The organism is Exiguobacterium sp. s127 (assembly GCF_018618695.1).
In the GTDB taxonomy this organism is placed as follows: Bacteria; Bacillota; Bacilli; order Exiguobacteriales; family Exiguobacteriaceae; genus Exiguobacterium_A; species Exiguobacterium_A oxidotolerans.
In genome coordinates, this window is sequence record NZ_JACSMO010000002.1 from 40,378 (window position 1) to 63,485 (window position 23,108).

The window sequence follows — 23,108 nt, forward strand, 5'->3', positions numbered from 1 at the left end:
AAATATAGCTTCAAAAACGGACGTTTGTTCGTGTTTTATGAGATAATGACGTATACAAAAACGAGCTAAGGGAGGAACTGATGACCATGAATCATATGCACCTCGGTCGTGCCGGAACCGGAAAAACCACAAAATTAATAGAGACTGTAATCAATGAGCTCGAGGAGCGACCACTTGGAGAGCCGATTTATTTTATCGTCCCCGATCAAATGTCATTTGAGATGGAACGTCGAATTGCGACGGATGCCCGCCTATCTGGATTAGTACGGATGGAAGTCATGAGTTTGCGGCGCTTTGCTTTTCATATCATGCGGGATCATGGCAATCAGGCGATTCCGTTTTTAGACGAGACAGGGACACAGTTGTTATTACGTCAAGTCGTCGAAGAAGTTGAAAATGAGTTAAAGATTTTCAAACGGACAAAGAATATGCCCGGGTTTTACAAGGGGCTTGATGAACTGATCGCTACGTTCAAACGTTCGCTCGTCGCTCCAGACATGTTACGTCAAATTAGCGGACTTTCTCCGGAACGCTCGCCGAAACTAAATGATTTAGCTCTGATTTATGAGCGGTTCTCAGAACGCATCGTGGATAAAGCGCTTCATGCAGATGATTACTATACAACGTTACTCGACTTGTTACCGACAGCAGGTCTTGGTAATACACAATTCTTTATTGATGGTTTCTATGAGTTTTCGTTACAGGAACAACAGGTGTTGCTTAAATTGATGGAACTAGCAAAAGAAGTGCATATCAGCTTTACAATCGATGTGAGCGATCCCTATGCGAAACAGACGGAGTTTGGGGTCTCCCAACGTTGTTATATGCAATTGCTCGAACAGATGCAAGACCGACAGCTCGAGCATGAAGAGGTCCATTATGAACGGACGATTAAGTTCAAGTCGGAAGGACTACAAACATTAGAACAATCATTGATGAGTCCTGCCTATCCTCCTGTCGATCATGAAGTGGACGGGGTCACGGTGACAGCTGCCGTCAATCGCCAAGTCGAAACGGAAGCCGCTGTCCGCCAGGCAATCCAACTCGTGCGCCAGCATGGTTACCGGTTCAATGAAATTGCTTTTATCGTACGACATCTTGAACCGTATGCGGATCATTTAGAACGTGCGTTTCAGCTCTATGATATTCCGTATTTCCTTGATAAGCGGGAAACGATGATTCATCATCCGATTGTTGAATTGATTCAGTCTGCTTTAGAGCTCGTCGTCGCCGGTTACCGTGAAGAAGCAGTCTTTCGTCTGCTGAAAACGGAATTGATGCCACTCCCGGCAGATGATCAACGGCTCGCGCTTGATCGATTGGAGACGTTTGTCTTAGAACGTGGCATTAAAGGCACGATGTGGCAAAAGCCGTGGCAATTGAAACGACGCTTAACGGATGAAGTCAGTCTGACGGCGGAGGAACTCGAAGAAGAGGATGAGTTAAACCGGATGCGTCAATTCGTCGTCGATGCGATTACCCCGTTACAAGACCGGTTGAAGAAATCAAAAACAATGAGTGAACATACGCGTTCGCTTTATCAGTTCCTTGAAGAACACCAGTTGACAGATCGGCTGTTCAGTTGGAAACAAGAGGCGCTCGAGCGCAATGAGCTCAGTCATGCCCGGGAACATGATCAAGTATATGAAGCGGTCTTACATTTACTTGAACAACTCGAAGCAGCAGCTCCTGAGACGGAACTGTCGACAGACTTATTCGTACAAATGGTCGAAACCGGACTTGAGAGTCTGCGCTTCTCACTCGTCCCACCATCGCTCGATCAGGTCATCGCGACGGATTATGTCCGGGGGCGTTTACAACGAGTAAAAGTCGCATTTTTACTCGGCGCGAATGATGGTATGATTCCGTTCGTCGAAGACCAGTCGAAACTATTGTCGGAAGGAGATCATGATTTCCTTCACAATCATGGAGTTCCGGTCGGTAAAGCGTCACTGGATGTCTTTGATGACGAATTATACTACCTGTACCACGGAGTGACGGCACCGAGTGAATCGTTGTATATCAGTTATGCTCTTGTTGATGAGGACGGGAAGGCATTACAACCAGCCTCCATCGTGAAACAAATCAAGTACCAGTTACTGCAAGACCGTCCTGTCAAAACACACTTCGCAGAAGCAGGAGAGCATGCACCAAATGATCAATTCGATTTCGTAACTGATCCCGACCGAGCGGCGGCTGCGACGGCAATCGAGTTACGCCGTTTACAGCGCCGGTATCCGATTCAATCGTCATGGTTTGATGTCTACAATGCATTGCTCGAGAATGGTCAAGGACGAGAACGAATGGCGTTACTCGTCGATGCGTTATTTTATCAAAACCGAGCAGATGAACTTCCAGACGACTTAGCACGTTCCCTTTACGGTGACAGCATCAAGGCGAGTGTCTCTAGATTTGAGACGTATAATGCGTGTTCCTATAAGCATTTTGCACGGTATGGGCTACGTTTGAAGGAACGAAAACTATATAAATTCGAGGCACCCGACATTGGAAATCTATTTCATGGCGCGTTAAATGATTTGTCCGTCAACATCAAGGAGTCCGGCAGAAAATGGCGTGATTTAGATGATGCATCGTGCACAGAACTTGCGAAAAATGCCGTGGAAAAAGTGACACCAGACATTCAAAATGCTATTTTGATGAGTTCGAATCGGTTCGGATACATTCAGAAAAAATTAACGGATGTCGTCGAACAAACGGCGAAGATGCTCGTCAAACAAGCAGAACGGTCTGACTTCGAACCTGATTTATTTGAAATCAGCTTTGGGAACGCGATGTTCCCGCCGTTACGGTTTACTCTGCCGGATGGAACGGAAATCGAATTCACTGGTCGAATTGATCGAGTCGACCAAGCGACGATTGGTGACCAATTGTACGTCCGGATTGTCGATTACAAGTCGAGTGCCCGAGCGCTTGATTTTGCTGAAATTTATTATGGTCTTGCGATTCAGATGTTGCTCTATTTAAAAACGGTCGTCGAACAATCAGAAGTCTTATTTAATCAACAAGCGAAACCAGCAGGCGCCCTGTACTTCCATGTCAAAAATCCGATGTTACGAAGTGATTTGTCGGCGGCTGAAGAAGAACGGAATCGTTTATTGCTCGAATCCTACCAGATGCAAGGTGTGATTGTCGAAAATGATGATGTGTTACGGGCGATGGATCAAATTGCGTTTGATGAACGGAAAAAATCGCCACTCGTCAAAGTGACGTTTACGAAGACAGGACTGCATAAATCACATACGAAAGGGGTCGTCAAAGAAGCGGAACTGAACGCGTTGATGGATCATGCCTGGGACGAATTGAAAACAAGCAGTGCCGAGATGTACACGGGAGATATCGCCATCGATCCGTTCGACTATCAAGAGCGAACACCGTGTACGTTTTGCGAATACCGTTCGGTCTGTCAATTCGACGAATCGCTCGGGAACAGTTATCGTCAACTGGACCCTTTATCTGAAAAAGAAGTATTGGACCGACTGAAGGAGGAAGAGGAATGAGCGTCAATTGGACGGATGAGCAACAACAAGCAATCGATGCGCGCGGAGGACACATTCTCGTTTCGGCAGCAGCCGGTTCAGGGAAGACCGCCGTACTCGTTGAACGGTTGACGCAACGCGTCATCGATCAGGAAGATCCACTGACAGCAGATCGGATTTTAGTCGCGACGTTTACAAACGCTGCCGCAAAAGAAATGAAAACGCGTGTCATCGAGGCGATCGAAGCGAAAATCAAAGAAGCCCCAGACGATGTTTATTTGAAGAAGCAGCGTCAGATGATGAACCGGGCACAAATTACGACAATCCATTCCTTCTGTTTATCAATCTTACGGGAAAACTATTATCGAATCGGGCTGGATCCGGCTTTTCGAATTGCGGATGAATCCGAATTATTGTTGTTACAAGATGATGTACTGGAAGAGGTCTTTGAAGAATTTTACGCTGCCGCCAATCCGGCATTTTATGAATTGATTGATAGTTATACTTCCGATCGGGACGATCAGGCAATGCTCTCTCTGATTTCAAACTTGTACCGGTTTTCGCGTTCGCTACCAGATCCAGACGGTTTTTACGAGCATCTGCTTGCACAATACGACCAGCCGGTTGATCCTGATGAATCTTCGTTGCTGACACGACTCCTTGAATTAGAATGGCAAAAAATCGCACCGCTTTTAGAACGTTACCTTGAGCTCTCCTATCGTTTGCATCAGTCCGGCTATACAGAAATGGCGGAGCTCCTAATGCGTGACATTGAACCGTTACGCCGTATTAATCCGGCGACTGATCGTTGGACGACGGTCGCACTGACGTTCCAAGCTGTCGAGTTCGGACGCTGGAAAAGTCCGCGTGGGGATGAGGCGATTAAAACATTTCAAACGGAACGGACGCGTCTCGTCAGTGAGTTGAAAAAGCGTCAGGAACTATTCGTTCAAAAAGAGGGTGTCGACTACCTCGAAGATCTTCGGTCGCAACTTGGACATGTCGAGATGATCGTGACACTCGTCCGAAAGTTTGCTGAAGCCTATCTCGAAGCCAAACAAGAACGGGGGCTTGTCGATTTTTCCGATTTGGAACATTTTGCTTTAGCCGTTTTAGAAGAAGACGGGGCACCGACCGATGTCGCCCGCTTGCTTCAAGAACGCTTCGTCGAAGTGCTCGTCGATGAATACCAAGATACGAACGAAGTGCAAGAACGTATCTTGACGTTAGTCTCCCAATCAGACGAACAAACCGGTAATTTATTTATGGTCGGTGACGTTAAACAATCGATTTATAAATTCCGTCATGCTGAGCCGGGACTTTTTCTTGATAAGTTCAAGCGATTCCGGCAAACAGATTATGGAACACGAATCGATTTGACGAAAAATTTCCGGAGTCGTCTTGAAGTCCTTGATGGGACGAATCATATTTTCAGACAAGTGATGGATGCCGCCGTCGGTGAAATCGATTATGACGACGCAGCCTATCTACGGCTCGGGAATCTGGGTTACTTCGAATCAGAACAAGTCGAACCGGAATTGATTTTAATCGATCAACAAGATGAAAATAAGGAAGAATTAGAGGCCCGTGCCATCGCAACCCGAATCATCGAGATGGTCAATGATGACAATCCCTATCTCGTCTTCGATGCTAAACAAAAACGTTTTCGAAAATGTGAATACCGTGACATCGTTGTGCTCGTTCGTTCACGTGGGAAACGCGTTCAAGCGCTCGTTGAAGTGTTTGAACAATATGAGCTGCCGGTATACGCGGACACGACAGGCGGTTACTTCCAAGCGACGGAAATTCAAATCATGATGGCATTATTAAAAACGATTGATAATCCGTTACAGGACATTCCATTCGCGAGTTTGCTCCGGTCGCCGATTTTTGGTCTGACCGATCGCGATTTAGGACGGATTCGTGCAAAATCGAAGGATACGAGTTTTTATGAGGCTGCCGTCCATGTGGCAGGCGAAGCGACACCACTCGGGATTCGAGTCGATGAAGCGTTACAACGTGTCAACCAATGGCGGACAGAAGCCCGTGGTAAGTCACTTGCTGCACTCATTCGCTCACTGTTTGATCAAACCGGGTATTTCGAATACGTCGGGTGTCTCGCAGGAGGACGAAGTCGTCAAGCGAATTTGAATGCGTTATACGAACGTGCAAAACAATATGAAGGAGCAGGGTATCGCGGGTTGTATCGTTTCCTACGACTGATAAATCGTTTGATTGAGCGTGGCGAAGACTTTTCCGAAGCTCGTTCACTAGGAGAAGACGAAGATGTCATTCGCATCATGACGATTCATCAATCGAAAGGGCTCGAGTTTCCTGTCACGATTGTCAGTCAGCTCGGAAAGCAATTTAATAAACAAGATCAAATCCAAGCCATACAATTACACAAAACGTATGGGATTGCGCTTGACGCGATTGATCCAATCAAACGCTTGCGGTCAGGTACATTGTTAAAAGAGGTCATTCGCCGTGAGATGGATCGTGAAATGAAAGCGGAAGAAATGCGAGTTCTTTATGTCGCGATGACCCGAGCAAAAGAAAAGCTGGTATTAGTCGGTTCAATCAAGGGATTAGATGAACAGTTGGTAAAATGGCAAGCTGCTCCACACGACGAATTATTGTTGCCGGAAATCGACCGTCGTAATGCGAAAACGTATGCAGACTGGGTAGCACCAGCTGTACTTCGAAACTTTATGTTACAAGAAGGAGAGCAACAATGGGCATTCCGGATCATGGAACTGAACGAAATTGCCCCATACCAAGAAATTTCGACGATGATTGAACAACTGGAACATGTCCGCTCACTTGAAAAAATTGATCGTCCTGAAAATGACGCTTTCAAAGCGCGAATCGAAGAAAGTTTTGCTTATCGCTATGCGCACCAGCTTGCGACCGAGACGGCAGCGAAGCAAACCGTGACTGAACTCAAACGGACCGAACAACTGGAGCGGGCAGCGTTTGAAGCGACAGAACGTCAAGCGACGTATTACCGGACCCCACAGTTCTTAGGCCCGGTCTTAACGGGAGCAGAACGTGGGACTGTCTTACACTTAGCGATGCAACTTTATGAAGCGGATCTGCCGCTCGCTGAACAAATCACGAAGTGGGAGACAGGTGAACGAATCTCAGAACAAGAAGCTTTGACGATGCGTGATGCGCAAAATCAGCTCGAGACATTCCTGTCCTCAAGCATCGGACGATTATTTGAGGAGCGTTTACGGACGGGAGACGTCTACCGTGAACTACCTTTCACGTACAAAATCGATGCCTCACGTTTTCGTACGGATTGGCATGGTCCCGTTGATCAAGCAGTCATGCAAGGGATTGTCGATTGTTTAATTCAAGACGGGGAGGATTATATTCTTCTCGACTATAAATCGGACCAAGTCTTCGAGACGAGCGCTGACCAAACGCCAGCTGAGATTCTTCATGAACGTTACGCGACACAATTGAACCTGTATCAAGAAGCTCTTGAATCCATTTTGAACATTTCTATCTCTCGAAAATTGATTTATGCATTTTCCTTAGAGCAAGTGATTGAAGTTATTTAACGAGTAAATAAGAGTAGGATTTCTTTTCCAGTAGGCGTCGAGGATGGAAGGTTCCGCTTTACCGCAATCAAATGGCCGATGATCCGATGAAACAGGGGGGATCATCGGTCATTTCTATGTGGATTTTTCCCAATCCTGACGTTCGTTTCTTTAAGGCATGCCTGCAAAAAACCTCTTCCCTTGTATATGAGGAAAAGGAAGCGTATCGCCTTACACGATTCCTACAGGAAAAAGCACGTGAAAGGAGTTGATTCCTTTTTGAATCAACTCCTTTCAGCTAGGCACATGAGACGACTCGCATTTAAAAACAATAGTCATCGAGTAATTTCCATTTCCTATTATGAAGGAACTGTGTAGAATGAAGGAAGTATGGTTGAACTTCCTCCATCCATGTGTATAAGTGAGGATGGAGCGAGTACCGCCAAGATGAGTAGATATTTTAGGAGGAATTATAGATGGCACGTATTTTATTAGCAGAGGACGAAGACGTATTACGGATGTTGGTCCTTGATACGTTAGAAGATGAAGGGTACACGATCGATGAAGCGACGGATGGCGACGAAGCCTATCAAAAAATCATGAGTCAGCATTATGATCTTGTATTACTTGATTACATGATGCCTGGAATGACGGGAATCGAAGTTATCGAAAAAGTACGACGTCATCCGGACAAACAACAATTAAAGATCATGATGTTAACGGCTAAAAGTCAACAATCTGACCGTGAGCGTGCTGAAGAGATCGGGGCGAATTACTTTTTCTCAAAACCGTTCAGTCCGTTAGAGTTGATTGATGTCGTAGGAGGGATATTGAGTGATCATCAAGTGGATTAATCGAAAAATCGGACGCCAATTGATGGCTTCCTTTTATGTCGTTTTAGCTACGCTGATGATTTCTTCTTTGGTCGTCTACAACTATACGGACACAAGGTTACAAGATACCCGCGCGAAGCTTGAAGATATCAGGGATCGTAGCGCCCGGGCCGGTGCACTATGGGAAGAGTGGCAAGACCTTCAGTTTAATATGCGTGGTTATGCGTTAATGGGGGATGCCACCTTATATGAAAAAATCGCTGCGCAACAAACAACGATTGATCGTCAAACACGGTGGTTCGAAAAAAATGCGATTTATGAGCAAGGAAAAGTCTATGCGACATCTTCACGCGAATTGTATAGCTATTACTTCGATTCGGTTTTGCCGCTTGTGCAGTCCTATGTAAAAGGTAAAAAAGATGGGGACGTAACGGAGACTTTTCTTCGCGGGACGACTTTAACAAATCTTCCATTAGGGAAAGAACTTGTCGCGGATGGAAAAATTTCATTAGATGACGCAGGCAATATCGATGTCCTCTCGGAAATCGATAAAAGTGAGTTGGCACTTGGAGGATACCGTGAATTTCTTGATGAGTGGGCAGAGAGAACGAGCCAGCAGTTAGGACGAGAGATTCGAACGACACAACTGATTTGGTTGTCGAATATCATCGTCGTCATTGCTGTGTTGATTTTCTTTATCTACCCGTTCATTCGAAGAATCACCTCTGAGCTTTTAGGACTCGTTAAAAATAGTCAGCGCCTTGCAAATGGAGAAGACATTTCGAACATTCAAGTCCCAAAACGAAAAGACGAAATCGGAATCCTAGCTTTGTCATTCAATCAAATGGCCAGTTCAATCTCAGAAAATAAACAACACTTACTTGCAAAAAACGAAGAACTGCAAGCGCAACAAGAAGAACTGCAAGCCCAACAAGAAGAACTACAAGCCCAACAACAAGAGTTGGAAGAAGCGCTAGAACTGACGATGCGAAACGAACAGCATCTTCAATACCGAAATGATTTAACAGAGACGCTGGCGGCTCGGGAAGCATTGACAGCCTATCCGGAAATTATCGAAAAACTTGTAACGATTACAGATTCAGAAATTGGTGCCCTCGTTTTCGTCGATGAAGGACAAAGTTATTCTGTCGTCACACATGGTATGACGGAGCAATTGACGGAACAATTGCTAGGTAGCGATTTCTCATTGTTGAAGCGAGCAGATACTTTGAAAAAAGCAGTCCATTCGTCTAAACAAGTATCGAGTAATCACCCGTTGCCCTACCCGTACTATATGTATGAGACAGCAGTACCGATTTTAGATCCGTCATCGGATGAAGTGATTGCTTTCATCTATCTCGTTCGTTACCGCGACCAATTTACGAATGAACAAATGCGGGATGTCATGTCGTTCTCACGTCAATTGTCACTCTCCCTATTACGGATGCGGTTATTTGATGAGATGAACAAAGAGAAAACGAAAACTGAACGTATTCTCGATTCGATCCGTGAAGCGGTCATTTACATCGAACCCGGTAAAGAAGAGGTCTTCGTCAATCAGCCATTGTATGATCTATTTCCAGAGTTGCGCTATGGAGCGAACGAAGAAGTCGAGACACTTGATTTCTGCCTAGAAGCAATTCATTCCATCGTCGATGACCAAGCGGCATTTTCACAGTACGTTGAAGCCGTTCTAGAAGGAGATGTCCCGACAGAAAGTCTTCAATTCTCAATCCGACAACAAACGGTCTTCATTCAATTTTATGTCGAGTCGATTGAAATCCTTGGTGTTCACAAAGGGACGATGCTCGTCTTGCGTGACGTGACGAAAGAGACGGAAATGGATCGACTGAAGTCGGAGCTTGTTTCGACGGTTTCGCATGAATTACGGACACCGCTATCGTCCATCTATGGATTTACGGAGTTGATGTTGAATCGAGATATCGATACGACCCGTCAAGATAAGTATTTGCAGACGATTCACTCCGAGACAGAGCGCCTTGCCAATCTCGTCAATGATTTTCTTGACGTACAACGGATGGAATCGGGGACACAGTCGTATAAAAAAGAGCCGCTTGATTTGCGTCTACTCCTCGAAGAGACTACACAATTTTATGCAGCATCGACGAAAAAGCACACGATTTCTTTCCGGGCGATGAGTGAGGCACTTCCGCTCATAGAAGCAGATGAAGAAAAGATGAAACAGTTGATGAATAACCTATTGAACAATGCCGTCAAATATTCACCGTTCGGTGGAAACATTGATGTGACCCTGTCGATTGAAGAACAACATGTCTTGTTCGAGGTCCGTGATCAAGGGATTGGTATTCCGGCGGCAGCACTCAACCACTTATTCGAGAAGTTTTATCGTGTCGATAATTCAGATAGCCGTAAAATTGGCGGGACTGGACTGGGACTCGCGATCTGTAAAGAAATCGTCACGGGTCACGGCGGAGAAATTCAAGTCGAGTCCATCGAAAAACATGGAAGTGCGTTCATGGTTAAACTTCCATTACTGGTAGAACGTGTGACGATTTCTTGAATAAATGATATGTTACGAAAATAACCCTATGTCTAGCAAGGGAAATCAGCTACCATGAAATAGGAACTAGAAAAAGGGGGAAATCATCATGCCAATCACTGCTTTTGTTCATACCCATGTTTTACTATGGGTGTTACTACTCGTTGCGTTCTTTGTCGCCTTTTCAATGTATAAGAAGGGGAAGCCTGCAGCTAAAGGAATCCATATGGCCTTTCGCCTCTTATTGGTGTTAACGTTTGCGACAGGATTGTATCTGTATATCCAAATCATGGGGATGTCTGAAAATCCGGACGGTTTATACCATGCAAAAATCACCGGTGGTTTATTGTCACTCATCTTGGGTGAATTGACATTAGTTCGACTGAAAAAAGGAAAATCGTATTCTGGGTTCTTGCTCGGATTTGCGGTGCTCATACTCGTGACGATTTTCTTAGGATATTCGTTACCATTCGGTATGGAGTTCTTCTAATTCACTGTCCGGTTGAGAGTCGACCATCATTGTGTTCCGGCACAGCGATGGTCGACTCTTTTTATTTTGCGTTTTCCCGCCTCGATCGAGGAAAACAACGAAAAAAATGCTTTTATCTCCAGATAGCACTTTGTATACAGTCTGAAGCAAAAGTTTGATGCGTTTTTTTTGTTTACAAGTTGTTGTTATTTGGGAAAAGGGATGTATTACGTGGTAGAGAGGGGAACGCTTGTGGCACAGTTGAAAGAATGGACAAAGGTTTTTCGGGCGAGAAAATGGATGAAACGGGCGGAACCGGTTTTACCATTATGGCATGGATATATTGGCTATAAATATGGGTTGTTCGATGTCTTAGGTGCTGGCGCAACACAAGCAGAAGCCCAAATACGACTGAAGCAACCGCTTACAACAGAGGCATTATCGCGTTGGTTCGAGGTTGGTCTGGCAGTCGGACACCTCAAAAAGAAAGATTTACGGTACACGGCAACACGGCATGTCCTTCCAGAACTCTCGAAATCAGATGACCGCAGTATCGGCTTCATGTTATCAGAACTGATGGAACTTCATTTGCCGGCTTTATTTTCCTATCCGCAATTTTTAGAGGATGGTCAACAGAAGACCTTTAATGGAGAGGAACACGGGGACATCGTTGCTGAGACGTCCGCACTTGTCGAAACGGTTGCTTTTCCGGCAGTACGTCATATCATTCGAAATGAAAACGTTACGTCCTTACTTGATATCGGATGTGCGTACGGAGGATACTTACGAAAAATCCATGAAGCCTTACCGGAACTCCGTCTGGCTGGAATTGATATCGAAGAGTCTGTCATCGCTGAAGCGAAGCGACGCGATACGACAGGAGAAATTGATTTTGTTGTCGGAGATATTAAAACCTTTGAAGTAACGGAAACATACGATGGTGTCATGATGAACAACATTCTTTACTATTTCCCGAAGGAAGAGCGACTCCGTCTCCTCGAAGGTGTCCGTCGCTTCGTCAAGGACGATGGAACAGTTATTCTTGTCACACCACTTCGGGATAGTGAATACGGGGCGCCGTTCTCAGCTGCCTTTAACGCCTTCATGACGTTACACGAAAATTTATATCCGCTTCCTGGAAAAAAAGAATTGACTGAACAATTACATGCAGCCGGTTTTGAAAATGTATCGATCACACCATTTTTGAAAGAAGGAGCTTGGTATATCGTCACTGCAAACGCCACTTCCTAATCGGAAGCTTGGCGTTTTTACAGTTTGAAGGCACTTTAGATTTGTGGGCATAGTATGTGATTAGTATAATAGTTAAAACGACCAGAGAGAAAAAGGAGAGATTCGTGTGAAGCAGCGTGTAGCCGTTATTGGAGCAGGACCCGGAGGACTCGCCTGCGCTATGTTATTAGCAGGGCGAGGGGTAGATGTGACTGTGTACGAGAAACAAGCAGTCGTAGGTGGACGGACGTCACGTGTGCAAGTTGGTGATTATCAATTTGATCGAGGACCGACCTTCTTAAATATGCCCCATATTTTAGAAAATCTATTTACGAGCATCGGATTGAATTTGCACGATTATTTGGAACTGAAGGCACTGGATCCGATGTATACACTCTATTTCAATGGAGGAAAGGATCAGTTCACGATGACGACGGACCGAGACCGGATGAAGCAAGCAATTGAAGACCAGTTCCCGGGTAATGGAGAAGGGTATGATCGCTTTATGGCGGAACAAGCATTAAAACTAGGGAAGTTGATGCCTATCCTCCAAACGAAGCATGATCGATTGACGGATTATTTATCACCACGTGTGTTGACGGCGTTACCTCGGCTATCGTTAGGACGCTCGTTATATGATGTATTGTCGGACTACTTTACAAGTGAAGAATTAAAGTATTCGTTCACGTTCCAAGCAAAATACCTTGGTATGTCAGCTTGGGAATGCCCAGGCGGCTTTTCAATTCTATCTTACATGGAGCATGCTTACGGCGTTCATCATCCGATTGGCGGAATGAACCGCATCCCGGAAGCGATGAAACAAGCAATTGAGGACTTAGGCGGGAAAGTTCATCTGAATGCTGGAGTCGATCAATTGATTTTAGATGGAAAAGAAGCAACCGGTGTTATTCTAGAATCGGGAGAACATGTGTTATATGACGATGTAGTCGTAGGTGCGGATTTCGCTCATGCGATGAATCATCTCGTACCGGAAGGTGTTCTCAAAAAATGGTCCCGTCCGAAAATCGATCGTAAAAAATTCTCATGTTCGACATTCATGTTGTATTTAGGTGTCGATAAACGGTTTGACGCTCCGCATCATACGATTTATTTTGCGGAAGACTACGAAAAAAATGTCCGTGAGATGACGCAGACTCTTGAATTATCAGAAGACTTTTCGTTTTATGTTCAAAATCCTTCAATCATTGACACGACGCTTGCTCCTGAAGGCAAGTCATCTCTATATGTGCTCGTCCCAGTCCCGAATAATTATTCAGATCTTGATTGGGCAGTTGAAGGACCGAAGTTACGCCGGAAAGTCCTCGATGCACTAGAAGAACGTTCTCCTTATAAAGGTGTGGAAGGGGCAATTGAAGTCGAAGAAATGTTCACGCCTGACGATTGGGAAGCGATGGGGGTCCATCAAGGAGCGACGTTCAACTTAGGACATCAATTGACGCAGATGATGTATTTTAGACCACACAATCGGTTTGAAGAATTAGATCATGTCTATCTAGTTGGAGGCGGGACACACCCAGGTAGTGGCCTTCCGACGATTTTTGAGTCCGCTCGTATCACTGCCGATTTGTTGACTGGTGAAGTAGGTGTGACGAAATGAAGATTGGATTTGTAGGCGCGGGCGTCGGGACACTGCACGCGGCGCTCTTATTGACGAAACGCTATCCAGAGATTGATATTACAATCTACGAAAAGGAAGGGCGGGTCGGTGGTCGACTCGCTTCTGTCGACTTTGAGTCAGGCGGTCGGATTGATCAAGGGCCGACGATTGTCTTGATGCCTGGAAAATTACAGGAACAGTTAGCGGAAGCAGGACTCGATGGAGTCGAATTGTTACAAATCGATCCCTTGTACGATTTACATTTTGATGATGGGACGGTCGTGACGAAATTAGGTGATGTCGTCGATCAGGCAGTTGCGATTGAGCGACAGTTTGGAGAAGGCCGTGGCTTTTCTGAATTTATGCATCAAAAATCAAAGGATTATGACATCAGCGTCTCGAAATTTTTAGAGCGGAGTTATTTCCGTAAAACTGAATTGTTACAGCCAGGCATGTTGAAACCATTAGTAAAGATGCATGCACTTGAGACAGCGCATGATCATTTGAAGCGATATTTTAAAAATAAATACTTGCGAATGGCCTACAGTTTTCCGACGTTTTACATTGGTGGGAATCCTTACACAACTCCCTCGATTTACGGTTTGATTCCATATCGTGAACAAGCAGAAGGTGTCTGGTACGTTAAGGGCGGCTATTTCTCTTTAGCTGAACGCATGTATGAAGTATTGGTTGAACGCGGTGTTCGTTTTGAATTCAATCAGTCCGTTGAACGTGTCACGATTCAGGACGGGCAAGCGACAGGTATCGTAGTGGGTGATGCAGAATATCATTATGATAACGTTGTTTTAAACGGTGAGTTTCCATTGATGGAATACCTTGTCGAAGGGAAAAAACCGAAAGCCTATACGCCTTCTGGCGGAACGTTACTCTTGTATTTTAAAATGCGAGGAAAAGTCAATCTGCCGGTTCATCGTTTTTTGATGCCGAATGACCTAGAACCGTTGATGAACTCGATTTTCCATCAAGATGAACTACCAGAACATCCGGCTGTTTATTTGTTTAATCCGAGCAAGGTTGACGATTCGCTAACGGATCGTGAGGATAGTGTCGTCTATGCGTTAGTTCCTTCTCCGCGGAATTTTAATCGGGAGAAGTTCGAGCAACACGGTTTTATTGAAACCATCTTAACGAAAATTGAGAATCATCATCCAGGATTCCGTAATCAAATCGAAGAGATGCAAATCCGAACACCGCAAGACGCAAAAGAGTTTGGATTGTATGAAGGCGGAAGCTTTGGTATCGCACCGACGATTCGCCAATCAGCAGCCTTGAAAACGCAGGCGCGTCCTTATCCTGATATTGAACGATTATATGCAGTAGGTGCATCCGTCCATCCATGTGGAGGCGTTCCGATCGTCATGATGGGAGCGACATTACTTGTCAATCGTATGGAACAAGAGATGAGGTGGAAAAATGAATACAGTGACGCAGGCATACGCAACGTGTGAAGAAACGATTCAGAACGGATCAAAAACCTTTTATAAAGCATTTTCGTTATTACCAAAACAAGATCGATTAGCCGTTTATGCCATTTATACATTCTGTCGTTTTTTAGATGATGCCGTTGATGAATCCGACACACCTAAAGAAAGTTTGGAAGCCTTTTTAGAAGAATTTCGTTTGTTCCGTTCAGGATACCCTATAAAAAAGCCACTTTGGATTGCATTGACGGATGTCTTTGAACGGTATGAAATGGATGAGACGCCTTTCCTTGAGCTGGCGGAAGGTATGCGTTGGGACATCGAAAAAAATCGATATCAGTCACTCGAAGAAACAGAACAATACAGTTATTATGTTGCGAGTACGGTCGGCTTGATGCTGCTGCCGATTTTAGCACCGGGTCAACCGGAACTCCGTCAATCTGCGATTGAGTTAGGCATCGCGATGCAATTAACGAATATTTTACGGGACGTCGGTGAAGATGCAAAGCGTGGCCGAATCTATTTGCCGAAAGAATGGATGGATGAATACGACGTCACGCCACATTCTTTGCTCGCAGGAACGCCGTCTGGGGACTTCGTAGGTCTTTGGGAGGCATTAGCTCTACGCGCAGAGCATCTCTATGATGCAGCAAGTCCTTCGTTCGAGCGTTATCCAAAAGAAAGTCGACGGGCCTTAAAAGTGGCAGCATTGCTTTATCGTGGTATTTTGGATGCGGCACGCGATAACCAATATGATGTTTTTACGAAGCGGGCGTACGTGAGCCGCTGGCAAAAGATGAAGTTACTCGCAACGATTTAAAAGTCCATAAAAAAAGACCTTGGCGGGGACCAAGGTCTTTTTTTTATGTTTCGTCTAGACCGGGGAGTCTAAGACGTTTCTGAGCGATTTTTGAAACAGTTGAGCAGTTGCTAACAAGGCAGGTCAACAATTCACGGGGATGAACTGTATTTCAACGAGCTGCCTGTGAACTAATCAGGATGAGACGATCTAAGGGGGAACGTCGTAAATCATGCTGACAGTTCAAACGTAGAACTACTTCGTTTAAGTGGGTCTTAAACGATGAATCAAATAACCGCTGCAAGTGTGTTAAGTTCCTAAACGCTCTTGACTCGGGGAAGTCACCTTGCGCTTGATTGAGGATGTGGGGTCAATCACTACCTCTTGAACTCGAAGTAATCGTATCAAATCTTAGTTGTCCGTACAAGTAATCGATTTGCAATTCACATAACGTTCACAGGGATTGGGCAGCGCTTGACACGATTCGTTCACTTGCCAGTTTTCCTGAAAGCGTCACCATTGGACTACCGCCACCAGGATGGGTCGATCCTCCCGCGAAAAACAAATTGTGAACATTTTTTGAACGGTTGCTTGGGCGCATGAACGCATTGCGTGTACCATTCGAAGAGAGTCCATAAAGAGACCCATGATACGCAGAAAATTTTTGTTCGATATCGGTCGGTGTGATGCGTTGTTCGAAGACGACGTCCGATTCGATATCGATTCCGAACTGTTTCAGCCGTTGATTAATCAAGTGATCATACGTGTCGAAGTCGATGACGTTGCCTTCATTCGTCGCGGGTGCGTTGACAAGTATAAAGAGGTTGTCCCCAGCTTCGCCCATCTCAGGTGCCGTAACGGAAGAATTCGAAATGTAGATGGTCGGTTCTTCCGCGTAACGGTGTTCTTCAAAAAGGGCACGAAATTCTGCTTCATAATCCGATGAGAAGAAGACGTTATGATGGGCAAGCCCTTCAATTCGTCGCGTGAGCCCGATACAACGAACATAGGCCGAAATCGAAGGTTCCATTTGACTGGGTGTCGGGTTTTTAAAATCGGGTCGAATCGTTTCCGAAACGAGACGCGGGTATTGTGTCAATAGATCACCATTCATCACGACGAAGTCGACAGGTAAGTAATCGACATGGTTCAGTTCGATTTCTGTCGCAAGTCCATCCGTAACTTCGATTTGTGTGACTTCCTCGCCTAAGCGGAAAACGACGCCCATCTCTTGCGCCCGGCGTGCGAACCCTTCTGCGATTGCCGTATTTCCGCCACGAGTAAAGTAGACGCCGTCATTCAGTTCGAGATGAGCGATTAAAGCAAATGTCGCGGGCGCCTGATACGGACTACTACCAATATACGTCGCGTAACGATCGAGTGCCTGAATCAGTTGAGGATCCTTGAAATAGCTCTTGTGCAGCGAATGGATCGTTTTGAACGGGTGAACTTTGACCATATCTCGTAGTAAAGAGAAATTGAAATATGAATCGATATTGATAAAAAATTGCTGTTTAGCGATTCGGAATAATTCGGCGGCCTCTTCTTGATAGCCTGTGATATCATTTTTTGCTAATTGTCCGTTCGTAAAACGATCGATTTCCGTCCGCATTGCTTCTCGGCCATGCGTAAAAGTTAAGGTCCGCCCGTCAGGAAAGTGATTGGCGGTATGGCGTGCTAATTTTTCGAACTGGAAGTAATCATCGGGATCTGCTCCCGACTCCCGGATGACAGATTGAAAGACTTCGGGCATCGTGATGGTATTTGGACCGAAATCAAACCGGTGTCCTTCCGTGATCAGCGGCATCAATTTTCCACCAATATGATCATTTCGTTCAACGACAGTAACTTTAAATCCTTTTGAAGCGAGTGAAATAGCGGCACTTAAACCACCTAAACCGGCTCCGATGATAGCGACATGTTTCATAATGAACAATTCCTCCTTAAGAATAGGCCCGACCTTTCCAAGTGATTTCCCGTTTCCGAGCTCTTCGAATCATCGCCGTTGCAAGTAAGAGGACATAAAGACCGGTTGCGAACGGGTGCAACAACCAAACATGGCGAATCCGCGCCATCCGATCAATCCTGTATCGTGCGAGCAACAAGAGAGCAAGTCCACCAATCGTCTCCCAAGACGGAAAGAGGAGGGCAGCTGGTAGTAAAGAAAACTGTACGAGATAGAACAACAGGAAGTAACTGCCGACGAAGTAGGAGTCGTTCATTCCCCGAAAGACATTTTTGAGAAATCCCTGCCATACTTCACCGTTCGTAGCATACATGTCACAACTGACATAAGGGGCGACATGAACGAGTGTCGTCGTATGACCGTGTTGCTTAAACGTCCGACAGAGCTCTAAATCATCGACGAGTGCCGTTTGAATCGCTTGATGTCCCCCGACGTGTAAATAAGATGCACGTTCAACGATTACGACCATCCCGTTCGCAGCGGCAAAAGCAGGGTGCTTTACCTTGCGAAAAGCAAGCGGGAGATGTTGCGAAATTAAGACATGTTGCATCGGAATCAAACACTTGCCTAAAAACGTTGGTACAGGAAATGACGGAAAACCAGATAAAAAGCTAGCTTTTTCCTGTCGCATCGTCGCATATAGTCGAGGAATCGTATCCGGCATCAATGTAATGTCTGCGTCAAGAAATAACAGATAGTCTTCCTTTGCGACAAGTGATAGTTGATGGCAAGCATGAACCTTTCCCGCCCAATCTGAGGGGAGGTCGATTCCGTCAATGATTGTAAAGCGGTCATCCTGATGTGTCTGTTGCAACAGTAGGTTACGTGTCTCATCCGTTGAGCGATCTTCATAAAGATAGACATGCATATTCGGTCCGAGTGCGCGTTTGAGTGAATCAAGCAACTTCACGACATTTCGTTCCTCGTTCCGCAAGGGGATACAAATTGCGAGACTCGGTGGTGGAACGGGTGCAGCGAGTTTAGGGAGAAACATCAAGTTAATGAACGTATAGAGGCAAACAAGGAGCGAGAATATGAATAAAATCATGCTCATCGTCGAACCGCCTTTAGCCAACGCTCCGTTTTAACAGGAAGCGGGTCTGTTCGCTGCGTCAATACTTGATAAGCCTCGACATTTTCTGACATCGCATCAAGCCGGACATCATCATATAAGCGAGTCATTGCTGCTGTTAGAAATTCAGTCTGGTTTGAAGTACGACCAGGTGGTATTTCGATTTGGCGTGTTCGGATATAGACATCCGGTTGTTGTTCATGACTGAACGAATAATAAAATGAAAAAATGGAGACAGACCGGGCTGCTTTAGCAAGATAAGTCGCGCCGCTCGCGAGTTGAAGCGGTCGTTCTTCTTGATGGCGTTCTTCGCCTTGCGGGAACATCCAAACACTACTGCCTTCCTGCAAACGTTCCTTTGCGTAGTTGAGGCTCATCTTTACATCCTTTAAGGAGTCCCGGTTGATGGAAAAGGCACCGAGTCGTGAAAAGAAAGGGAAGCGCTTTAAGCCATGTTCATCAATCATGACGTACGGGTTTTGATGGAGTACGGATTGATCGAGATGAAATAAGATCATCCCGTCCCACCACGAACCATGTGTTGCAAGCATCAAACCAGGTACCGGTAAATCATCAGGGCGATACAATATTCGATGGAACTGTTTGCGGATGAGCTGCTCTTTCAAGTACAGATGAAAGGCTTGTTCAGCTAATTTGTTTTTTTGCGCCTTTTGCATGTAGTGCTCCTCCTTTCGTCAGCCAGTAAACAAGCAATGCTAGGCTACTGATTATCGTCACACCATAAAGGCCTGCGACACCAGCAGTCAGTCCAAATAAACCATGAAGCATCAAAAATAAGTACTGGTTGTTTCGTTCGAGCTCGGTGAACGTTGGCTTTTGTTCAAATCGTGCCATCAAAAGAGCGAAAACAAGTGCTGTTCCGTACCAACCGATAAAGTTTTGTGTTGGGATATCATAGTACAGACCCCCATCTTGCCAAAGCCAATACGATTTGACGTTCGCTGAGACCGGATCAATGGCCAAGTCGAGCCAAACAGCAAACAAGGGGACGAGGATCAGGGTGTTGTAACGAAACGGAAAACGCTTCGAGAATGCAAGACTTGCCCCCATAACGGACAACCAAGCTGCACCGATCGTGATTGGAACACCGAGTAACTGAACACCGAAGTCCGATTCATACCGATAGGTCCCGAATGGCCATCCGGTGTGGACACCAATTGATTCGATTAAAATAGACCCAAAGAAAATAAAAGGAATAATGAAGCGTCCTTTCGGTAAGACATCCCATAAGTAACAAGCGGCATACAGACCAGAAGCGAACAAAAAAACGGCATTTGCCCATTCGAGCCAAGGGGGTAATAATGAAAATCCGACTAAAATGAGCCCGATGACGAACCAAACTGTAAAGAATAACCAAAGGCGGCGCTGAAATATGGCCATGACGTATGTAAACCTCCATTCATTAGCATGATGTCACTAGTATACCCATATCCATCTGACTCGAGCGAGCATGGAGGGGCAGATCAAAAAAACAGACCGTCAAAAGACGGTCTGTTCAGCAGTAAAGCGTTTAATGTTGCTTTTGTTTTTTTCGTTTGACGAATGAAAAGAGTAAAAAGGCAATATAAAGGGGGACGGCAATAAACCAAAACGTCGACCATTCGTTACTCCGGGCAATCATGACATACGTGACATAGAGTAACGTGAACGTGATGACGAATGTATGGCGCGGCACTGGAATATCTTTGAAACTCGGAATCTTGACGCGACTGACCATCAAGAAGGCAAGTCCCGTAAAGGCGAGCGGAACCATTAAATCATTCATTCGTCCACTAAACAGCGTGACGACAGCTAAAATCCCACCTGCTGCCGTAATCGGTACACCTGAGAAGTAGGTGGACGCGACATTTGTTGCTGAAAGGTTGAATCGTGCCAAGCGAAATGCTCCGAATAAAGGGAACAAAGCGGCAACGAGTAAGCCGATTTCACCAAAGTCGTAAAAATAAGTGTAATATGCCATCATTGCGGGGGCGACACCGAATGTGACGACATCGGCGAGCGAATCAAGTTCCTTCCCAAAATCGCCAGCGACACCGAGCATCCGTGCAATCCGACCATCTAAACTATCCAACATCATGGCGATGACAATCAACAGTGTGGCATTTTGAAAATCTCCCCGCGCCGCCATGACGATTGCGAGAAAACCACAATATAAATTCCCGAATGTAAAGAGATTCGGGATTGAGTTACGAACACGTTCTTTCCACAAAATGATTCCTCCTGCCACTTCTTCGATACTACTCATCATATCATATCTAGCTGTTCGTATCAGCGGTTTCGATAGAGAATCCCACTAGTAAATTCCAATAAATCATCCGGAGACAATTTGATTTGCTGTCCCCGTTTACCAGCTGAGATGATGATGAACGGTTGACCGATGGCACGGTCGGACAGGAAGACGGGAAAAGCTTTTTTAGCTCCGATTGGAGAAACACCGCCACGGACGTATCCTGTCAGACTTTCTAATGCCTTCATTGGAACCAATGACATTTTCTTCGCACCAGATGCCCGAGCGACCGCCTTCAAGTTAACCTCTTCTTCGCCAGAGATGACAGAGAACAAGTAGTTTTTTTGATCGTCCTCTAAAACTAATGTTTTAAAAACCGATGAAAGCGGGAATTTAATTTTTTCAGAGACGGCTTGAGCGGACAAATCGCTCAAGTCGACCGGATAAGAAATAGATTCAAAGGAAACGTTAGACTGCTTCAGTAGCCTTTCTGCGTTCGTTTTGCTCATGAGATTCTCCTTTAGTGAGGGAATATTGAACCCACTTACGACCGTTCCAGCGTTTCAGTGCGAAGATACCACGGAACCATTCGTCGGCTGAGAAGGCAATCCAGATACCGAGAAGTCCGAGACCGAACTGAAGTCCGAGTACATAACTGACAACGACAGCGATTCCCCACATCGATAGGACACCGATTGTGACCGGGAAGCGGACGTCTCCTGCTGATTTCAACGTTCCCATCAAGACGATATTCAGCGCGCGTCCTGGTTCGAGGATGACACTTGCCCAGAGCAACGGAATACCGATGGCAATGATTTCAGGGCTCGATGTAAAGAGTGACATGATGGATGTCCCGAACGCTGCGATTGCGACGGCTGATACGAAACTTGCGAAGACAGCGATTTTTAATGTCTTGATGCCACGTGCATGTGCCTGTTCAAATTGTTGTGCTCCAACTTGGCGGGCGACTAACAATTGTGTTCCTTGGGCAATTGCGAGACTGAACAAGAAGCAGAGCATTGTGATGTTTGAGACGTAAACGCGTGCAGACAAGGCAGCTTCACCAATTGTTGCGATGAAACCAGTGATGATGAGCTGTGAAAACTGATAAGAAATTCCTTCTCCGGCTGATGGAATTCCGATGTTCATGATGCTCTTAATGTCTTGACGGTTGATTTGAATTAAATCTTTTAAACGAAAACGTAGTGATAATTTACGGTAAACGACAAAGAATAACAGTGTGACGGCAAAAGCACGTGCGATGACGATCGACCACGCGACACCTGCGACGCCGAGTACCGGAATACCGAACAGACCGAGTACGGCGATGACGTTACCGAAGGCACTGACGAAGTTCATCAAAAGAGTGACGTACATTGCATTTTTTGTGAAACCATGACTCCGGAGGATTGCTCCGAGTGTTAACGAAATGGCTTCTAAAAATAGGAATAAGCCAACAATCTTTATGAATGTTTCGCCGTAAACTAATGTTTGTCCTTCTAATGAGAAGAAACCTAATAATTGTTTCCCGGTTAGGGCGACGAGTACAGATATGATTAATCCGATGTAAAGATTAATCGAGAAGGCAGAGCGGGCGGTTTGACGTGCATCTTGGACACGTTTTGCACCTAGGTACTGACCGATGATGATTGTCGCTCCGACAGATGTGATATTAAATAAAATAATAAAGATGTTCAAAACCTGGTTCGAGACACCGACAGCGGCTGCTGCACTGTCGGAGTAGTAACTTAAGATTAATGTCGCGATGATCCCTAAACTCATATGCAACGCGATTTCGATGAATAATGGCCAAGTGATTTGGAATAATGTTGGTTGTTTTACAGTTTTCATAAAATTAAATTCCC

General features: G+C 45.4%; 16 protein-coding genes. 9 read left to right on the forward strand and 7 right to left on the reverse strand.

What is annotated here, in order from left to right; genetic code table 11:
* Positions 1–86 precede the first annotated feature (86 nt).
* From addB to KNP98_RS03370, 9 genes are all read left to right on the forward strand, one after another.
* Positions 87–3,518 (forward strand): helicase-exonuclease AddAB subunit AddB, encoded by a 3,432-nt coding sequence (gene addB, locus KNP98_RS03330; protein WP_214810690.1) that lies wholly within the window; start codon positions 87–89, stop codon positions 3,516–3,518.
* Positions 3,515–7,066 carry a helicase-exonuclease AddAB subunit AddA gene (addA, locus tag KNP98_RS03335; protein ID WP_214810692.1) on the forward strand — a complete coding sequence of 1,184 codons (3,552 nt, stop codon included), beginning with the start codon at positions 3,515–3,517 and terminating at the stop codon, positions 7,064–7,066. Before addB ends, addA begins: the two co-directional genes overlap by 4 nt.
* A gap of 455 nt (positions 7,067–7,521) precedes the next feature.
* The gene (locus KNP98_RS03340; RefSeq protein ID WP_029332854.1) at positions 7,522–7,899 is read left to right on the forward strand and encodes a response regulator; all 378 of its coding nucleotides are present in this window, start codon (positions 7,522–7,524) and stop codon (positions 7,897–7,899) included.
* Positions 7,880–10,420 carry a HAMP domain-containing sensor histidine kinase gene (locus KNP98_RS03345; protein WP_214765498.1) on the forward strand — a complete coding sequence of 847 codons (2,541 nt, stop codon included), beginning with the start codon at positions 7,880–7,882 and terminating at the stop codon, positions 10,418–10,420. The genes KNP98_RS03340 and KNP98_RS03345 overlap by 20 nt, the downstream gene beginning before the upstream one ends.
* Before the next feature lie 88 nt (positions 10,421–10,508).
* Positions 10,509–10,889 (forward strand): DUF1516 family protein, encoded by a 381-nt coding sequence (locus tag KNP98_RS03350; protein ID WP_088836487.1) that lies wholly within the window; start codon positions 10,509–10,511, stop codon positions 10,887–10,889.
* Positions 10,890–11,120: 231 nt separating this feature from the next.
* Entirely contained in the window at positions 11,121–12,119 is a 999-nt protein-coding gene (locus KNP98_RS03355; protein WP_088836489.1) for a class I SAM-dependent methyltransferase, read from the forward strand.
* A 106-nt stretch (positions 12,120–12,225) separates the two neighbouring features.
* Complete coding sequence (locus tag KNP98_RS03360) at positions 12,226–13,716, forward strand: phytoene desaturase family protein (protein WP_088836490.1); 1,491 nt, start codon at positions 12,226–12,228, stop codon at positions 13,714–13,716.
* Entirely contained in the window at positions 13,713–15,185 is a 1,473-nt protein-coding gene (locus KNP98_RS03365; RefSeq protein WP_214810694.1) for a phytoene desaturase family protein, read from the forward strand. The genes KNP98_RS03360 and KNP98_RS03365 overlap by 4 nt, the downstream gene beginning before the upstream one ends.
* Entirely contained in the window at positions 15,151–15,978 is an 828-nt protein-coding gene (locus KNP98_RS03370) for a phytoene/squalene synthase family protein (protein WP_088836492.1), read from the forward strand. Before KNP98_RS03365 ends, KNP98_RS03370 begins: the two co-directional genes overlap by 35 nt.
* A 433-nt stretch (positions 15,979–16,411) precedes the next feature.
* On the opposite strand, the gene KNP98_RS03375 is transcribed toward KNP98_RS03370, so the two are convergent.
* The 7 genes from KNP98_RS03375 to KNP98_RS03405 form a co-directional block, all read right to left on the reverse strand.
* Complete coding sequence (locus KNP98_RS03375; protein WP_088836493.1) at positions 16,412–17,884, reverse strand: phytoene desaturase family protein; 1,473 nt, start codon at positions 17,882–17,884, stop codon at positions 16,412–16,414.
* Positions 17,885–17,900: 16 nt separating this feature from the next.
* On the reverse strand, positions 17,901–18,977 hold the full coding sequence (locus KNP98_RS03380; RefSeq protein WP_088836494.1) for a glycosyltransferase family 2 protein: 1,077 nt from the start codon (positions 18,975–18,977) through the stop codon (positions 17,901–17,903).
* On the reverse strand, positions 18,974–19,672 hold the full coding sequence (locus tag KNP98_RS03385; RefSeq protein WP_214810697.1) for a lysophospholipid acyltransferase family protein: 699 nt from the start codon (positions 19,670–19,672) through the stop codon (positions 18,974–18,976). The genes KNP98_RS03380 and KNP98_RS03385 overlap by 4 nt, the downstream gene beginning before the upstream one ends.
* A complete protein-coding gene (locus KNP98_RS03390) occupies positions 19,641–20,396 on the reverse strand; it encodes a carotenoid biosynthesis protein (protein ID WP_029332864.1) in 756 nt (251 codons plus the stop codon). Before KNP98_RS03390 ends, KNP98_RS03385 begins: the two co-directional genes overlap by 32 nt.
* Before the next feature lie 130 nt (positions 20,397–20,526).
* Positions 20,527–21,264: a CDP-diacylglycerol--serine O-phosphatidyltransferase gene (gene pssA / locus KNP98_RS03395; RefSeq protein WP_200872399.1), complete on the reverse strand. Its 738-nt coding sequence runs from the start codon at positions 21,262–21,264 to the stop codon at positions 20,527–20,529.
* 20 nt (positions 21,265–21,284) lie between these two features.
* Positions 21,285–21,752 (reverse strand): Cys-tRNA(Pro) deacylase, encoded by a 468-nt coding sequence (ybaK, locus tag KNP98_RS03400; RefSeq protein WP_214765488.1) that lies wholly within the window; start codon positions 21,750–21,752, stop codon positions 21,285–21,287.
* On the reverse strand, positions 21,712–23,094 hold the full coding sequence (locus KNP98_RS03405; RefSeq protein ID WP_088836498.1) for an MATE family efflux transporter: 1,383 nt from the start codon (positions 23,092–23,094) through the stop codon (positions 21,712–21,714). Before KNP98_RS03405 ends, ybaK begins: the two co-directional genes overlap by 41 nt.
* Positions 23,095–23,108 lie beyond the last annotated feature (14 nt).

Bases quoted from the DNA above. Each gene is read 5' to 3' on its own strand.
- ybaK (WP_214765488.1), bottom strand. From the start codon at position 21,752: ATGAGCAAAACGAACGCAGAAAGGCTACTGAAGCAGTCTAACGTTTCC.
- addA (WP_214810692.1), top strand. From the start codon at position 3,515: ATGAGCGTCAATTGGACGGATGAGCAACAACAAGCAATCGATGCGCGC.
- KNP98_RS03390 (WP_029332864.1), bottom strand. From the start codon at position 20,396: ATGGCCATATTTCAGCGCCGCCTTTGGTTATTCTTTACAGTTTGGTTC.
- pssA (WP_200872399.1), bottom strand. From the start codon at position 21,264: ATGATGAGTAGTATCGAAGAAGTGGCAGGAGGAATCATTTTGTGGAAA.
- KNP98_RS03385 (WP_214810697.1), bottom strand. From the start codon at position 19,672: ATGCAAAAGGCGCAAAAAAACAAATTAGCTGAACAAGCCTTTCATCTG.
- KNP98_RS03350 (WP_088836487.1), top strand. From the start codon at position 10,509: ATGCCAATCACTGCTTTTGTTCATACCCATGTTTTACTATGGGTGTTA.
- addB (WP_214810690.1), top strand. From the start codon at position 87: ATGAATCATATGCACCTCGGTCGTGCCGGAACCGGAAAAACCACAAAA.
- KNP98_RS03370 (WP_088836492.1), top strand. From the start codon at position 15,151: ATGAATACAGTGACGCAGGCATACGCAACGTGTGAAGAAACGATTCAG.
- KNP98_RS03375 (WP_088836493.1), bottom strand. From the start codon at position 17,884: ATGAAACATGTCGCTATCATCGGAGCCGGTTTAGGTGGTTTAAGTGCC.
- KNP98_RS03380 (WP_088836494.1), bottom strand. From the start codon at position 18,977: ATGAGCATGATTTTATTCATATTCTCGCTCCTTGTTTGCCTCTATACG.
- KNP98_RS03340 (WP_029332854.1), top strand. From the start codon at position 7,522: ATGGCACGTATTTTATTAGCAGAGGACGAAGACGTATTACGGATGTTG.
- KNP98_RS03365 (WP_214810694.1), top strand. From the start codon at position 13,713: ATGAAGATTGGATTTGTAGGCGCGGGCGTCGGGACACTGCACGCGGCG.
- KNP98_RS03405 (WP_088836498.1), bottom strand. From the start codon at position 23,094: ATGAAAACTGTAAAACAACCAACATTATTCCAAATCACTTGGCCATTA.